The sequence below is a fragment of the SAR202 cluster bacterium genome, assembly GCA_009392515.1.
In the GTDB taxonomy this organism is placed as follows: Bacteria; Chloroflexota; Dehalococcoidia; order Lucifugimonadales; family UBA6952; genus UBA6952.
In genome coordinates, this window is the sequence record VFGE01000026.1 from 1 (window position 1) to 15,164 (window position 15,164).

Annotated in this window: 18 protein-coding genes; 13 read left to right on the forward strand and 5 right to left on the reverse strand. The window is 32.2% G+C overall.

Going from position 1 to position 15,164, the window contains the following annotated elements:
- The 12 genes from FI695_03055 to FI695_03110 all read left to right on the forward strand — a co-directional run.
- Window positions 1-243, forward strand: a 243-nt coding sequence (locus tag FI695_03055; GenBank protein ID MQG50938.1) for an ATP:cob(I)alamin adenosyltransferase, incomplete at its 5' end; no start/stop codon positions are given.
- 30 nt (window positions 244-273) lie between these two features.
- Window positions 274-879, forward strand: coding sequence for an imidazole glycerol phosphate synthase subunit HisH (hisH, locus tag FI695_03060; protein ID MQG50939.1), 606 nt, complete (start codon window positions 274-276; stop codon window positions 877-879).
- 14 nt (window positions 880-893) lie between these two features.
- Entirely contained in the window at window positions 894-1,619 is a 726-nt protein-coding gene (gene hisA / locus FI695_03065; protein MQG50940.1) for a 1-(5-phosphoribosyl)-5-[(5-phosphoribosylamino)methylideneamino]imidazole-4-carboxamide isomerase, read from the forward strand.
- Complete coding sequence (hisF, locus tag FI695_03070; GenBank protein ID MQG50941.1) at window positions 1,619-2,395, forward strand: imidazole glycerol phosphate synthase subunit HisF; 777 nt, start codon at window positions 1,619-1,621, stop codon at window positions 2,393-2,395. Before hisA ends, hisF begins: the two co-directional genes overlap by 1 nt.
- A gap of 28 nt (window positions 2,396-2,423) precedes the next feature.
- Complete coding sequence (locus tag FI695_03075) at window positions 2,424-3,125, forward strand: HAD-IIIA family hydrolase (protein ID MQG50942.1); 702 nt, start codon at window positions 2,424-2,426, stop codon at window positions 3,123-3,125.
- 28 nt (window positions 3,126-3,153) lie between these two features.
- Complete coding sequence (locus tag FI695_03080; GenBank protein ID MQG50943.1) at window positions 3,154-3,774, forward strand: bifunctional phosphoribosyl-AMP cyclohydrolase/phosphoribosyl-ATP diphosphatase HisIE; 621 nt, start codon at window positions 3,154-3,156, stop codon at window positions 3,772-3,774.
- Window positions 3,775-3,777: 3 nt separating this feature from the next.
- Entirely contained in the window at window positions 3,778-3,990 is a 213-nt protein-coding gene (locus FI695_03085; protein MQG50944.1) for a hypothetical protein, read from the forward strand.
- The gene (gene gcvT, locus FI695_03090) at window positions 3,983-5,059 is read left to right on the forward strand and encodes a glycine cleavage system aminomethyltransferase GcvT (protein ID MQG50945.1); all 1,077 of its coding nucleotides are present in this window, start codon (window positions 3,983-3,985) and stop codon (window positions 5,057-5,059) included. The genes FI695_03085 and gcvT overlap by 8 nt, the downstream gene beginning before the upstream one ends.
- A gap of 3 nt (window positions 5,060-5,062) precedes the next feature.
- Entirely contained in the window at window positions 5,063-5,446 is a 384-nt protein-coding gene (gene gcvH / locus FI695_03095; protein ID MQG50946.1) for a glycine cleavage system protein GcvH, read from the forward strand.
- Between the two features lie 10 nt (window positions 5,447-5,456).
- Window positions 5,457-6,776: an aminomethyl-transferring glycine dehydrogenase subunit GcvPA gene (locus tag FI695_03100; protein ID MQG50947.1), complete on the forward strand. Its 1,320-nt coding sequence runs from the start codon at window positions 5,457-5,459 to the stop codon at window positions 6,774-6,776.
- A 13-nt stretch (window positions 6,777-6,789) separates the two neighbouring features.
- Entirely contained in the window at window positions 6,790-8,247 is a 1,458-nt protein-coding gene (locus FI695_03105) for a glycine dehydrogenase subunit 2 (protein ID MQG50948.1), read from the forward strand.
- Window positions 8,248-8,256: 9 nt separating this feature from the next.
- Window positions 8,257-8,619 carry a hypothetical protein gene (locus tag FI695_03110; GenBank protein ID MQG50949.1) on the forward strand — a complete coding sequence of 121 codons (363 nt, stop codon included), beginning with the start codon at window positions 8,257-8,259 and terminating at the stop codon, window positions 8,617-8,619.
- A 2-nt stretch (window positions 8,620-8,621) separates the two neighbouring features.
- Here the strand turns inward: FI695_03110 and FI695_03115 are convergent, their stop codons facing one another.
- The 3 genes from FI695_03115 to moaD form a co-directional block, all read right to left on the reverse strand.
- A complete protein-coding gene (locus tag FI695_03115) occupies window positions 8,622-9,062 on the reverse strand; it encodes an Lrp/AsnC family transcriptional regulator (GenBank protein ID MQG50950.1) in 441 nt (146 codons plus the stop codon).
- Between the two features lie 138 nt (window positions 9,063-9,200).
- Window positions 9,201-9,629 (reverse strand): molybdenum cofactor biosynthesis protein MoaE, encoded by a 429-nt coding sequence (locus FI695_03120; GenBank protein ID MQG50951.1) that lies wholly within the window; start codon window positions 9,627-9,629, stop codon window positions 9,201-9,203.
- Window positions 9,619-9,864, reverse strand: coding sequence for a molybdopterin converting factor subunit 1 (gene moaD, locus FI695_03125; GenBank protein MQG50952.1), 246 nt, complete (start codon window positions 9,862-9,864; stop codon window positions 9,619-9,621). Before moaD ends, FI695_03120 begins: the two co-directional genes overlap by 11 nt.
- Before the next feature lie 197 nt (window positions 9,865-10,061).
- Between moaD and FI695_03130 the strand changes: the two genes are divergently transcribed.
- A complete protein-coding gene (locus tag FI695_03130; GenBank protein ID MQG50953.1) occupies window positions 10,062-13,187 on the forward strand; it encodes an isoleucine--tRNA ligase in 3,126 nt (1,041 codons plus the stop codon).
- A 10-nt stretch (window positions 13,188-13,197) separates the two neighbouring features.
- Here the strand turns inward: FI695_03130 and FI695_03135 are convergent, their stop codons facing one another.
- On the reverse strand, window positions 13,198-14,385 hold the full coding sequence (locus tag FI695_03135) for a trypsin-like serine protease (GenBank protein MQG50954.1): 1,188 nt from the start codon (window positions 14,383-14,385) through the stop codon (window positions 13,198-13,200).
- 25 nt (window positions 14,386-14,410) lie between these two features.
- On the reverse strand, window positions 14,411-15,145 hold the full coding sequence (locus tag FI695_03140) for a ribonuclease PH (GenBank protein MQG50955.1): 735 nt from the start codon (window positions 15,143-15,145) through the stop codon (window positions 14,411-14,413).
- Between the last annotated feature and the right edge of the window lie 19 nt (window positions 15,146-15,164).

Consider the following 15,164-nt stretch of genomic DNA (forward strand, 5'->3'; position numbering starts at 1 on the left):
TCTTTTGTTATTCCTGGATCTAATTCTTGTTCGGCTGCTATAGATGTAAGTCGATCCGTTGCCAGACGAGCTGAACGTTTAGTAGTAAATATGCATGAACAGAATTTATTGAATAATGATCTAATATTGGTTTATTTAAACCGGTTAGCTGACACACTTTTTGCATTAGCCAGATATGCTGAAATCGATACAGGATTTGATTCTTTGGATAAGGCAAAAATTGATTATGACTTGGGTAGATAGTATCTATAAATAAAGCTTTGGGGTGTGAATTTGGATACTGCGATTGTAGATTATGGTACAGGAAACATACGAAGTGTCCTGAAAGCAATTGAATCTTTAGGATACTCTGCTGAGGTTATTGATACGCCAGAAAAAATCAATTCTGCAAAATCCCTCATAATACCTGGTCAAGGATCCAGTGGATATGCTATGAAAAAACTTAGAGAAAAGGGACTGATCAACCCTATTATTGATTATATAAAAGCTCAAAGACCTTATTTTGGCGTTTGCTTAGGTCTGCAACTTTTAATGCAAACATCTGAAGAAGACCCTGAACCATGTTTAGGCGTAATACCTGGAGAGGTGAAAAAATTTCAACACGAATTAAAAATTCCTCACATGGGATGGAATCAAGTAGAATTTACAAACCACAACTCTGTTTTTTCAGATATTCCAGATGAATCTTTTTTTTATTTTGTGCATAGCTATTATGTAGACCCATTAGATAAGAATATTGTGATAGGAAAAACAGACTATGGATTGAATTTTTGTAGCGCTATTGCTATGGACAATGTTATTGCCACACAATTTCATCCAGAAAAAAGTGGAGAAATTGGCTTGAGCTTATATAAAAACTTTTTAGCTAATATTAAATAATTTAAGGAATTATTATGGAAATTATTCCTGCTATAGACCTCTTAGATCATAATGTTGTTCGTTTATATCAAGGAGATTTTAATAAAAAAACGATTTACTCTGCAAACCCGATTGAGTTGGTTAAAAAATGGGAAAGTTTAGGTATCAATCGTGTCCATATTGTGGATTTAGAGGGTGCAAGATACGGTAAATTTACTAACATCAATGTGATTGAACAAATATGTAAACTTTCTACTCTTGATGTAGAAGTTGGTGGCGGTATAAGAAATCGTGATGTTGCTCATTCATTGATTGATGCTGGAGTAGATACAGTAATAGTTGGAACAATAGCTATACGTGACAAAGAAGAAGTGTTAACAATTGCTCAAGAAATAGGAGCTAGTAGAGTTGCTATTGCTTTAGATGCTAGAAATGACAAAGTAGCAGTAGATGGTTGGGAAAATAATACTGAAACAACAATTTCGAATATAATCCATGATTACCAAAAATATAATATAAATAAATACATCTATACAGATATCGACAAAGATGGCACTGAAGAAGGACCAAATCGTTTAAAATTAATTGAACTGTTAAATACAAAAAATATAGAATTAATTGCTTCAGGCGGTATTGGTTCTATTCAAGATATAGAAAATTTATCTTCTTTATCTTTGTTTGGACTTATTATAGGAAAAGCCTTATACAGTGGTACAGTAGATATTTCCGAGGCAATTAAACTCACCAAGAAAGGTTATTAATGCTTACAAAGAGAATAATTCCTTGTTTAGATGTGAAACTAGGTCGCGTTGTCAAAGGTGTTCAATTTCTCGATCATGTAGATGCTGGTGACCCTGTTGAACTTGCTAGATATTATAATCAACAAGGTGCCGATGAATTAGTTTTTTACGATATTACAGCTTCTTCTGATGATCGTAATATTATGATTGAAGTGGTTTCTCAAACTGCGGAACAAGTATTTATACCCCTAACTGTAGGAGGAGGTATAAGGACAATAGAAGATGTGAACAAAATGTTACTTGCTGGAGCAGATAAAGTTTCAATAAATACAGCAGCTGTTCAAAGACCTGACTTTATTGAAGAGTCTGCTAAAGCTTTTGGTAGCCAATGTATTGTGGTAGGCATCGATGTTATTCGTTATAAAAATGGAAAAGAAGTGAGTTGGACTGTTAAAACCCATACAGGTAGAGATGGGGGAAGATCTACAGGTCTAGATGCTGTTGAATGGGTTAAACAAGTTGTGGAACTTGGTGCAGGGGAAATTGTTTTGAATAGTATTGATTCAGATGGTATGTTGTCTGGATATGATATTGAACTTTTACAAGCTGTTTCTGAATATGCAACAATACCAGTTGTAGCTAGTGGAGGAGCGGGAACACTTGGTGACTTTTCAGAAGCTATAACTTATGGTAATGCTGATGCTGTTTTAGCAGCCTCTATATTCCATTTCAATAAATATTCAATCATGGATGTGAAAAAACACTTATTTTCACAAAATATATCAGTACGGATTTGACTGCTTATATAAAGAATAGGAAGTAAAAATGGTAGAAAAAAAAGTATTAATATTTGATATGTATGAAACTTTAGTTATCAATACAACTGAACTCTGGACCCCAACATTTAATTCAATAGTTAATGAATTAGGTTTACATGTTTCTGGAAAATCTTTATGGGATTTATGGAAACCTCTAGAGGTAACATTTCGTGAGGAAAGATATGGGCCTGATTATCCATTTAAATCATATAGGCAAGCTTGGACTGAATGTTTTGAAAAAGTTTTTAATGATATGGAAGATGTTAAGGAAGGTGCTTCAGATTATGCAGCTGAAATGTGTGTGGAAGGATGGTCAACCAGAGACGCTTACCCTGAATCAAAAAAGGTCTTAGATGTTTTGAAAGAACATGGATTTCTTATTGTTCTCTTATCAAATGCAGATATTGACTCAATTGAAAATCTAATTAAACTTCATAAATTTGATTTTGACTTTGTGGCGTGTTCAGAAAAAATTCAATCTTATAAACCAGAAGAAACTGCATACAATTATGTTTTACAAAATATGGGTATTTCTCCAGAATCCTGTCTTTATATCGGCGATTCTCAACATGATGATGTATTTGGTTCTAATAGGGTAGGTATGGATAGTGCATGGGTGAATCGTTATAATAATTCCCTTGACCCAGATTTACCAAAACCACAATATATATTAAAAAATTTGGAAGATTTAATACAGATATTGTTATGAAATAAATACCGTTTAAGTTGAGGTTCTTATGAAAGTTAAATTAGATATAAATGGATTGATTCCAATTATTTGTCAAGATTCAATTACTAACCAAGTTTTAATGTTGGGTTGGGGCAATATAGAATCAATAAACAAAACTATTGAATCTAATAAAGTCTGGTTTTACAGTCGAAGTAGAAATGAATTATGGTTGAAAGGAGAAACTTCAGGTAATTTTCTTAATCTTATATCTTTAACTCATGACTGTGATAACGATGTGATTTTAGCTATGGTTAGACCAGATGGCCCTGCGTGTCACAAGGGTGAAATTTCTTGTTTCCATGATAATTTTACCGGGAATATTACTGAAATAGAATATTCTGAAACAACTAGTAGTATCATTGATCAACTATTTTCGACAATTGGTAATAGAAAAAAAGAATTACCAAACGGTAGCTACACATCAAAACTATTTCAAGACGGCACACCTCGGATAGCTCAAAAGGTTGTTGAAGAATCTGGAGAAGTAGCCATCGCGGCTACCCTTTCTGATAAGAATGAACTTGTAAATGAAACAGCTGATTTGATATATCATATTCTAGTTTTATTACAAAGCTCGGATGTAGAATTAAGCCATGTATATGAAGAATTAATTTCTAGAATGAAGTGATTAATGCATAAATGGGAAAAATATTGGATTGCTTCAGGAATAATCACCATGATTGGATTTCTTCTGGTTTACTTTTATCCATCATTAGCTGAGCCCATAGGACTAGTTTTGGTATGGTTAGTTGGATTATTAGGTTTATTTACATTAATTTCATTTATTATTTTTTTACTTATTAGATTTAAACAATTAAAGAAGACAAAAACAAAAAATGGGTAAACGAACCACTTTATATAATAATTATTTTGAAAAAGCAAAGATTGTTGATTTTCACGGCTGGGATCTTCCTATTCAGTTTAGTGGAATTATAAATGAAGTTAAATCAGTAAGATCAAATGTAGGAATATTTGATGTTTCTCATATGGGAAGAATTATTTGTAATGGAGAATTAGTAGATGAGTTTTTGAATTACCTATTGACAGGAGATTTGCTGAATCTTGAGATTAACCAGGCTTCATATATGTTTTTATGTAATGAATATTGTGGAATTATAGACGATTTAGTAGCTTACAAAACTGATGCAAACGAAATCATGATTGTTTGTAATGCTAGTAATAAAGAGCAAGTAATAACTGTTTTGAAAAGATATCAATATTTAAACTCCGATTTTGGTAATATCATGATAGAAGACTTTACAGATACTTCTGGCATGATTGCAGTTCAGGGACCAATGTCACAAGAAATAATGTGTAAATTGTTTAATATTGATCAACTAAGTATTAGAAGATTTAGACTTACACGAATTTCTTGCGAACAAGAAGATGTGATAATATCTAGAACCGGATATACAGGCGAAAATGGGTTTGAAATAATTTCAAGTGCAAAATTATCCTCTATATTATGGGATAAATTAATAAATCTCGGTGCTATACCATGCGGACTTGGATCACGTGATGTGTTGCGTATAGAGGCAGGATTATCATTGCATGGAAATGATATTTCTTCCGATATAAACCCTAAAGAAGCACAATTAGAGAGATTTGTTACTAACACTAAAGAAACTCTTTATAAACAAGCGTGGGATAATATCCAAAATACGCCTACAAAAAAAACGTTAATAGGGTTTATAATTAAAGGCAGGGGAATTCCAAGGATTAATAACTCGATATTTCTCAAGGGAGAATCAATTGGATATGTTACCAGTGGGACATTTTCACCAACTTTGGATTTGTCCATAGGATTAGGATATGTTACTAAAAAACTAGATCCAAATTCAAATATAGAGGTTGAAATACGGGAAAAGAAATTTGATGCAATTGTTACAAAACTACCTTTTCTAAGGAGATAATATATGAGTCAAAATGAAATACGATATTCGAAAGAGCATGAATGGGTGAAATCTACTGAAGAAGGCTTAGTACTCATTGGTGTTACAAAATTTGCACAGGAACAAATGGGAGACGTAGTTTATGTCGAAATAGATGACGTAGGCACATCTTGTGATCAATTTGCAAAAGTTGGTGAAATTGAATCTGTTAAGGCAGTATCTGATTTATATACCCCTATAGGTGGTGAAATAGTTGAAATAAATCAAGAACTTATTAATAATCCTGAACTTGTTAATAACGACCCATTAAATGAGGGGTGGATGTTAAAGATAAAAGTTTTAGATATTCAAGAAATCAATAACTTGATGACTGAAGAAGAATATAATAAATATATTCAACAATTATAAAAGGATTTATATGAATAAACAGTTTCCATATATTGGGAATAGTGAAATTGAACAGGAAGCAATTCTTGAGTATTTAGGGATTAAATCTGCAGAAGATCTGTTTGTAGATATTCCAGAGGAATATAGAGACAGTAACCTTTCTGAAATACCATCTAGCATATCTGAAATGCAACTAGTAGAACATTTAACATTATTATCAGAAAAAAATATAAATCCTAATCCATCAAAATCTTTTATTGGTGCTGGTGCATATCATCATTACATTCCATCAACAGTTTTATCTTTAGCACAACGTGGAGAGTATTTAACTTCTTACACTCCTTATCAGGCTGAAGTAAGTCAAGGTACATTACAAGTCACTTATGAATTACAAAGCTTAATTAGCGAGTTATATGCAATGGATGTTGCTAATGCAGGGATGTATGAAGGTGGTTCAAGTTTGGCAGAAGCAGCTTTGATGGCTTGCCGGGTAAAAAATATATATAAGGTTGCCTGTTTATCCACAATAGCTCCGAGGTATAAGGAAGTTTTACAATCATACTTAGCCCCACAGTCCATTGAATTAATATTTTTGGATACTAATGATTTAGATATGAAAAAAGACGAATATGCTTGCTTGATAGTTCAATACCCAAATTTTTATGGTTCTATTGAAGAAATGGGATATCTTTCCAATATAGCACATGAATCTAATGCATTATTTGTAGTATCAGCTGATCCACTCGCAACAGTTATGTACAAGGCTCCAGGAGATTATGGGGCAGATATAGTTGTGGGGGAAGGACAAAGACTAGGTATCCCAATATCATTCGGTGGCCCTTATATTGGTCTTTTTGCTTGTAAAAGTGAATACCTTCGTCAAATGCCTGGTCGTATTGTTGGTAAAACTATTGATAAGAGAGGTGATTCTGCTTTTGTTCTAACTTTACAAACTCGGGAGCAGCACATTAGAAGAGAAAGAGCTACTTCTAATATATGTACCAGTGAAGCTTTGATGGGATTAATGATGACTATATATGTAGCAACACTTGGTAAATCAGGATTAAAACAAGTAGCTTCTTCATGCTTTCACAATGCTCATTATGCGGCAGAACAGATTTCTAAAATAGATGGTTTCGAGTTAATTAATTCTCAGCCCTTTTTTAATGAATTTGTTATATCTTGTCCAATATCACCTAAACTCATTAATAAAAATCTTAACAAACTAGGAATTATTGGGGGTTTAGATATAAGTGATCAAGTTGATAATGGGGTATTGTTTTGTTTTACTGAAATTCATTCTAAGGAATCCATTGATTTCTTAGTAGACAGTCTTAAACAGGTAAATTAATGGGATATCTAATATGAGTGAGTATAATAAAATGCCTTTGTTGATGGATTTAAGTCGAAAGGATAAATTTGGAGTCAGTTTATCTGATATAGATGTACCATTGGCAGATTTACCGGAATCGTCACTTTTGCGTGAAGATATACAATTACCAGAGTTGTCACAGTTAGATGTTGTTCGATACTTTACAAATTTAAGTCAAATGAATTATTCAATTGATACACAATTCTATCCTTTAGGTAGTTGTACTATGAAGTATAACCCTAAAATTAATGATCAATTAGCATCTCTTAAAGGATTTAGTAATATACATCCGTTGGCTGAACAATCTTTGGTTCAAGGATCTTTAGAATTGATGTTTAATCTACAAAATTATCTATCCAATATTTCAGGGATGACTGCGACTAGTTTATCTACTATGGCTGGTGCTCAGGGGGAGTTAGCTGGAGTCTTAATGATAAAAGCTTTTCATGAGAAACAATCTTCTTCTTCAAAACGGAATATAATTTTAATACCAGATAGTGCACATGGAACAAATCCAGCATCAGCATCAATGGCAGGTTTCTCTGTAAAATCTATTCCTTCAGACCAAAACGGGAATATGGATATCGATATTTTAAAAGAGAACGCTAATGAAAATCTCGCAGGTATTATGTTGACTCTTCCGAGTACATTAGGGTTATTTGATAATCAAATCGTTGAAATATGTAAGATAATTCACGAAGCTGGTGGTTTAGTATACGGCGATGGAGCAAATATGAATGCATGGATGGGTCAGACTAAATTAGGTGATTTGGGATTTGATGTTATTCATATAAACCTACATAAAACCTTTAGTACCCCTCATGGAGGAGGAGGTCCTGGAGCTGGCCCAGTTTGTGTAAATGATACTTTGTTAAATTATTTACCTGGTCCAATAGTTGAGCGAAATAATAACATATATGAATTTATTGAAATGCCATATACGATAGGTCACCTTGGTGCTTTTCATGGAAATTTTGGAGTGTTAGTAAGAGCTTATTGTTATATCAGGGCTCTAGGTAAAGAAGGTATACCAGAAGTAAGTAAAAATGCTGTTATGAATGCGAATTATATTATGAATAAATTAAAACATGCATATGATATAGGATTTGAAAATAGATCTATATGTATGCACGAAGTTGTATTTACAGCTAAAAAACAAAAACAAAATGGAGTTAAAGGCTTAGATATAGCGAAAAGATTACTAGATTATGGTTATCATGCACCAACTATGTATTTCCCTTTAATTGTAGATGAAGCTTTGATGGTTGAGCCTACTGAGTCTGAATCAAAGGACACCTTAGATAAATTTATTGATGCTATGTTGCAAATTGCAGATGAATGTGAAAATAATTCTGAATTATTACACGAGGCACCTCATAATACACCTGTACAAAGACTAGATGAAGCTTTAGCTGCACGAAAACCAAACCTCAGATGGTCTAGAGAATAATGATGTTTTATGAAAAAAGATGTTGAAAACGAAATTGAAGAACTCTTAGAACAGATAGAAAATAAATATCAAAATCATAATAATCCATCTTTGCTTGATTATGTAGTATCAATAATTAAGAAACTGAACATTGTAAAAATTTTCAGCTCGATATTAATAATAATTTTATCTATATTAATGATCACCAATGGCGTTATTACTTTAGAATCTTTGGCAATATTAGCTGTTTTCTTAATTATTATTGTTATTGGTTTTTCAATATTTAGGCAATACCAAAGACCAGTGAAACGTTGGAGAGGTGAAATAATTGAAGATTATTACAACAGAAAAACAGTTATTCAAATATTAAAATCATTTTTTACAAAAAAATGATTTTACCCTAAAAGTCCGAAACCACGTTTACGTATTGCAAGGTTTACAAACGTCTCTGATCTTTTGATTCCTGGAGCTGTAGCAATACTTGTTCTCAATAATTTTCCTAATTCTTCTGTAGAAGGTACCGCAACCCAAACAAAAATATCGAAAGAACCTGTAGTTAGTGCGACATATTGGGTTTCTCGAAGGTTTGATAAGTAATTTGCCACATCGTCAATTTTGTCAGGGTCACTTTCAATTCCAATTAGCGCAACAGTGTTGTAGCCAATCTTTTGAGGATCGGGTATAGCCATAATTCTTACTGTTTCGTTTTGAATTAGTTTTCGTATTCTTCGGCGTATAGTACCTTCACTAACACCTAAATCTCTAGCTATTTCTGCATTTGAAATTCTACCGTTGTCACGAAGAATTTGAATGATTTTTTCATCAAGTCTGTCCATAAATTGTGCTTATCCTTTAATTAAGTTGTGAATATTATCACAATTAAATTATATAAAAAGTTGTTGGAAATAACAACAATATATGAATTATAAAACTTGTTTATTAAATATATTAACGATATTCGTACATAAAGTGCATTAAGAATTAATCCAAGATGCACTATTTTCAAAGTGTTCTTTTTTCCAAATAGGAACATCTTTTTTCAGCCGATTTATTACGTATTGAATTGCATCAAATGAGGCTTGTCTGTGAGCTGAGGAAACTGACACAACAAGACTAGTTTCGCCAATATCAACCGTCCCTATTCTGTGAGCAACAATAATATCGTGTATTTCCCATCTTTCAAAAATTTCTTTTTCAATTTCTTCAAGCATTAATTTAGCCATAGGTTCGTAACATTCATATTCTAATTTTGTTACTTTTTGTCCGTCAGTATATTCTCTTGTTACACCTTCGAATACTAAAATCGAACCACAGGATTCCTTTGATAATTCTTCGGTATATTTAGTAGTATTTAATATATTTTTTGTTATATATATCAAGTTTTCCCTTTTCTTATCCTCCACTAGCTGGAGGGATCAGTGCCATTTCGTCATTATTATTTAATTTATAGCTATTTTCGACATATGTCATATTCACAGCAATCATAATGCTTTCAAAGTAAGGTGCAATGTCTGGTATTTCTTTTTTTACGATATCGATTACATCACTCACAATAGCTGTTTCAGACACATCTAATTGTAATGAAGATTGCTTTGCAATTTCTCTTAGATTTGCAAATAAAAGTATGTTTATTTTCAATTGGTGCCTACTTTACATGGAGTTTGTTAATTATATTATATGATTTAGTAATATATAAATCAAAAAACTCTATCATAAGCTATTTACTTTATATCCTTGATTACATAGTTATAATAATCTTTTGTCTCATATAGATTGTTAAAAAACCAGTGAAATAGTAATATTATTTAAACTACACTTTACTAGGAGAAATTTAAATGTTTGAACCCGTTAATTCTAGACCAGATTTTATAGGTCTAGAATATGAAATGATGAAATTTTGGGATGAAGAAAGCATTGTTCAGCAATACTTAAATAAAAACAATGATGCAGATAAAAAATATTCATTTATTGATGGACCTATTACAGCAAATAACCCTATGGGAGTTCATCACGCATGGGGGAGAACTTACAAAGATTTATATCAACGATATAAAACAATGCAAGGGTATGAGCAAAGGTATCAAAATGGATTTGATGGACAGGGGCTTTGGATTGAAGTTGAAGTAGAAAAAGAACTTGGTTTCAAATCGAAAAAAGATATTGAAAAATTTGGTATTGATAAATTTGTTGAATTATGTAAACAAAGAGTAGATAAGTTTTCAGGTATACAAACAGAACAATCTATCCGCTTAGGTTATTGGATGGATTGGGATAACTCTTATCATACTAAATCAGATGAAAATAATTACACTATATGGCATTTCTTAAAAGTATGTTATGAAAAAGGTCTTTTGTATGAAGGTAATGACGTTATGCCATGGTGCAGAAGATGCGGAACTGGTTTGTCCGAACATGAAATTGTTACAGAAGGATATCAAGAAGTTACTCATAAAAGTGTGTTTGTAAAATTTCAAATACAAAATACTGATAATGAATTTTTAATAATCTGGACGACCACACCTTGGACTCTTCCTGCAAATATTGCTGCTGCTGTTAATCCTGAATCTATATATATCAAGGTGGAACAAAACCAAGAATATTATTATATTGCCAAAAATACTGTTTCATTTTTGAAAGGCCCATATGAAATTGTGGAAGAAATTAAAGGTGAAACTTTAGTTGGAATGGAATATATTGGCCCTTTTGACAATTTAACAATACAGAAAGAAGTAATTCATAAAGTTATCCCGTGGGAAGAAGTGGGTGATGAGGGAACTGGTATTGTACATATTGCACCTGGTGCTGGTAAGGAAGATTATGCTTTAGGAAAAAAATATAATCTAACAACTATTGCTCCAATTGATGATTCTGGAGACTATGTTGAAGGTTTTGACAAATATACTGGTATGAATGTGTCTAATGTAAATGATGAGATATTCAAAGAACTGAAAGAGAAAAATATTTTATACAAAATAGAACAGATTAAGCATAGATATCCAGTTTGTTGGAGGTGTGGTGAAGAATTAGTATTTCGTTTAGTCTCTGAATGGTTTATTTCAGTTGACCCTTTTCGAGAACAAATTATGGATGTTACCCGTAAGATTAAATGGATACCAGAGTTTGGATTAGCTCGAGAATTAGATTGGCTAAAAAATATGGACGACTGGATGATTTCAAAAAAGCGATATTATGGCTTGGCTTTACCAATTTATAAATGTGAAGAATGTAACGAATTTGAAGTCATTGGATCTGAGTTTGAACTCAAAGAACGAGCAATTGAAGGTTGGGATTTATTTGAAGGTCACTCACCACATAAACCTTGGGTCGATTATGTCAAAATCGATTGTAAAAGTTGTAAATCTCCTTTATCAAGAATTAAAGATGTAGGTAATCCATGGTTAGATGCAGGTATAGTTCCTTATTCAACTTTGAAATATAGATCTGATAAAGATTATTGGAGCAAATGGTTCCCAGCTGATTGGATTTCTGAAAGCTTTCCGGGACAATTTCGAAACTGGTTTTATTCTATGTTGGCAATGAGTACTGTTTTGGAAAATACAGAACCATATCAAAATGTGTTTAGTTACGCTTTGATGCGCGATGAAAAAGGTGATGAAATGCACAAAAGCAAAGGTAACGCAATATGGTTTGAAGATGCAGCGGATGAAATGGGAGTTGACTCCATGCGTTGGTTATATTCTCGTCAAAATCCAGCTAATAATCTTAACTTTGGTTTTAACGTTGCAAATGAGGTTAAGAGAAGATTTTTAATTCCATTATGGAATGTATATTCATTTTTTGTAACTTATGCAAATATTGATGACTTCATCCCTTCCCAAGAAGATCGAAGATATACTAATTATTTGGATAGATGGATTATCTCTGAACTAAATGAATTAGTAGAATTTGTGACAAATAACTTGGATAATTATGATTCGGCAGCAGCGAGTTATAAAGTTGAAGAATTTATAGAGTTGCTATCAAATTGGTATGTTAGAAGGAATAGAAGAAGATTTTGGAAGTCTGAAAATGACGAAGATAAACAACTTGCATATCAGGCTCTGTATGAATGTTTGAATACTTTGTGTCATTTATTAGCGCCATTTATGCCATTTATAACAGATAAAATTTATCAAAATCTTGTTCGTTCACATAGTAATCAAAGTCCTAAAAGTGTTCATTTAGGTCATTGGCCGAAGCCTGATGCAAGTCTTATTGACCCCAATTTATCATCTCAGGTTAGACTATCAAAAACTCTTGTTAGTTTGGGTAGGTCTGTTCGACAAAAAACAGGTATAAGAGTAAGACAACCTATTTCACAAATCATAATATCAGGAGCATTTATTTCTGATAATGAATTACAAGAATATATGAATCAACAAATTAGTGAAGAATTAAACGTCAAAGAAGTTATTTTTGATAATCAGATAGAAGGAATTTTTAAATATATTGTAAATTTAAGGTATGATTTATTAGGCCCAAGGTTAGGAAATGATATTAATATTGTTGCAAATGGCCTGAAAAATATAGATTCTGATTTAATTGCCAGAGAAGTGATATCTAAAGGTAGTGTTCAGATTGATGGTATTGATATAGATAAGGAAGAACTAAATATTCAGATTGAGGATATAAGCCATTTTTCTTCTATATATGAAAATAACTATGTAGTATCACTTAATACGACCTTAGATGCAAATTTAATTAATGAAGGTATAGCAAGAGAATTTATTCATAATGTACAAAATATTCGCAAGGAAGCTGGATTTAATATCGAAGATAGAATCTCTATTGAATTTCAAGGTGAAAGAGAATTAAGTGAAGCTATACTACAGTTTGAAAAGTATATTAGCTCAGAAACTTTAGCTTTAAAGATTGAAGAATCTAATCTAAATCACAGTGGTGATTTTAAATCTACAATCCTTGGTAAAGAGATTAGTTTGAATATTTCTAAAGTAATTTAATAATTGAGTTTTATAATCTAGGCTGTTCTTCTAAGGTAATTGTGATGTTTTGGATAGTTTTATCTCTAATTATTGTTACAATTATTTCTTGACCAATAGATAAATAACCTGTTTGTCTTAATGTTTGTAGTTCCTTCACATTTCTAATAGGTTTTTCATCAATTTCTACTATGATATCATTTGCTAGAAGCCCCCCTTTTTCAGCAGGACCATTAGGGGAAATAGATCTGATTAACACCCCTTCTGTAACATTGAGATCAAGTTCTTCAATAATTTGTAAATCAATGTCTTGCGCACCTATTCCTATCCAGGGCCATATAACTCTTCCATTTTGAATTAATTGTTGCATAATCGTATGAGCTGTCTCTGAACTTATTGCAAATCCAATTCCGTCAGTACTTGATTCTACATATTTAATTGTATTTATACCTATAACATCTCCATTTAAGTTTAATAAAGGGCCACCACTATTCCCAGGATTAATTACAGCATCCGTTTGTATTAATTCTGTTAAATATGTACTATCGATAGCTAATTCCCTTTCTAGTGCACTTACAATACCTAACGTAACTGTAGGTTCTCCTTCAAGACCAATGGCGTTGCCTATGGCTACTACCCAGTCACCAACACGAAGATTATTATCGGTTGATATAGACAATGGAGTTAGTCCAGATTTATTTACTTTAATTACAGCTAAGTCAGTAAGAGGGTCTTGCCCGATTAATTCTGCTTCTGATTTTGTTTCGTCATCAAATGATACAGTTATAACATTAGCGAGATCGACAACGTGGCTGTTAGTTAATATATATCCATCTTCTGAAATAATTATTCCACTGCCTGCTCCTTCACTATCTTGTCTTCCGAAAAAGGTATTTTGTGTACTACTAATTACTATTGATACAACCCCTGGTCTAGTTAATTCAACCAAGTCAGCAATCGAAGGGAGTACATTTAAATTTGGTAGACTTGAGTTTGGATTATTTGTATCTGCTTTACTTTCTATTGATTTTTTAAGATTTTTTAACTCGTTTCTAATATTAGTTATTTCATTAAGAAGTTGTTTATTTTCTTCAATAATTTCTGCATTGGTGTTTTCATTTTTATTATCTTCATTATTTGAGCGCAAAGAATCGCAACTAATGATTGTAGTCGACAATATCAATATTAAGGTTGTGATTATATATTTTTGTATATTCATGTTTTTATTTGTTAATTATATATAATTATAAACGAAATTTTTCGCTATTTGTCAGAGCAGTGTTTTGAATATCAACCAGATAATCAATACCTTTTGCGCCTAGTTGGATCATTTCATTTGCCGTATCGATAGAAAAAGGTGCTTGCTCTGCTGTACCTTGTATTTCAATAATTTCATGTTTGTGAGTCATAACGATATTCATATCTACATCAGCAATACTATCTTCTTCATAGCATAGGTCTAATAATAAGTTACCAGATACTATTCCAACACTTACTGCAGCTAATTGAGACTTTAATGGGCTGTATTCTAGGGTTTTTTCTAGAATCATTTTGCTGAATGCTTTCTGTAATGCAACATAGGATCCAGTAATTGCCGCTGTTCTTGTACCACCATCAGCTTGAAGTACATCACAATCAATATATATTGTGCGTTCTCCAATCATAGATAAATCAGTTATAGCTCTGAGTGATCTTCCTATCAAACGTTGTATTTCTTGAGAACGTCCCTTTGGGCGACTACTTGACTCTCTTTGCGTTCTAGTGTGAGTGGATCTTGGTAGCATAGAATATTCTGCTGTTATCCAACCTTTTCCAGTAGATCGCAAAAATAAAGGCACAGTATTTTCAATTGATACCGCACAAATTATTTTGGTTGCTCCAACCTCAATCAAAACAGAACCTTCTGCATATTCTTGAATATTGTGTAAGATATTAGTTTTGCGAGGTTCTTTATTACTTCTCCCGTCTTTTCTTAACACCTATTTCTCCTTGTATTTA

Excerpts from the sequence above, each read along its gene's own strand:
- hisA (MQG50940.1), top strand. The coding sequence starts at position 894 with ATGGAAATTATTCCTGCTATAGACCTCTTAGATCATAATGTTGTTCGT.
- hisF (MQG50941.1), top strand. The coding sequence starts at position 1,619 with ATGCTTACAAAGAGAATAATTCCTTGTTTAGATGTGAAACTAGGTCGC.
- FI695_03075 (MQG50942.1), top strand. The coding sequence starts at position 2,424 with ATGGTAGAAAAAAAAGTATTAATATTTGATATGTATGAAACTTTAGTT.
- FI695_03080 (MQG50943.1), top strand. The coding sequence starts at position 3,154 with ATGAAAGTTAAATTAGATATAAATGGATTGATTCCAATTATTTGTCAA.
- FI695_03085 (MQG50944.1), top strand. The coding sequence starts at position 3,778 with ATGCATAAATGGGAAAAATATTGGATTGCTTCAGGAATAATCACCATG.
- gcvT (MQG50945.1), top strand. The coding sequence starts at position 3,983 with ATGGGTAAACGAACCACTTTATATAATAATTATTTTGAAAAAGCAAAG.
- gcvH (MQG50946.1), top strand. The coding sequence starts at position 5,063 with ATGAGTCAAAATGAAATACGATATTCGAAAGAGCATGAATGGGTGAAA.
- FI695_03100 (MQG50947.1), top strand. The coding sequence starts at position 5,457 with ATGAATAAACAGTTTCCATATATTGGGAATAGTGAAATTGAACAGGAA.
- FI695_03105 (MQG50948.1), top strand. The coding sequence starts at position 6,790 with ATGAGTGAGTATAATAAAATGCCTTTGTTGATGGATTTAAGTCGAAAG.
- FI695_03110 (MQG50949.1), top strand. The coding sequence starts at position 8,257 with ATGAAAAAAGATGTTGAAAACGAAATTGAAGAACTCTTAGAACAGATA.
- FI695_03115 (MQG50950.1), bottom strand. The coding sequence starts at position 9,062 with ATGGACAGACTTGATGAAAAAATCATTCAAATTCTTCGTGACAACGGT.
- FI695_03130 (MQG50953.1), top strand. The coding sequence starts at position 10,062 with ATGTTTGAACCCGTTAATTCTAGACCAGATTTTATAGGTCTAGAATAT.
- FI695_03135 (MQG50954.1), bottom strand. The coding sequence starts at position 14,385 with ATGAATATACAAAAATATATAATCACAACCTTAATATTGATATTGTCG.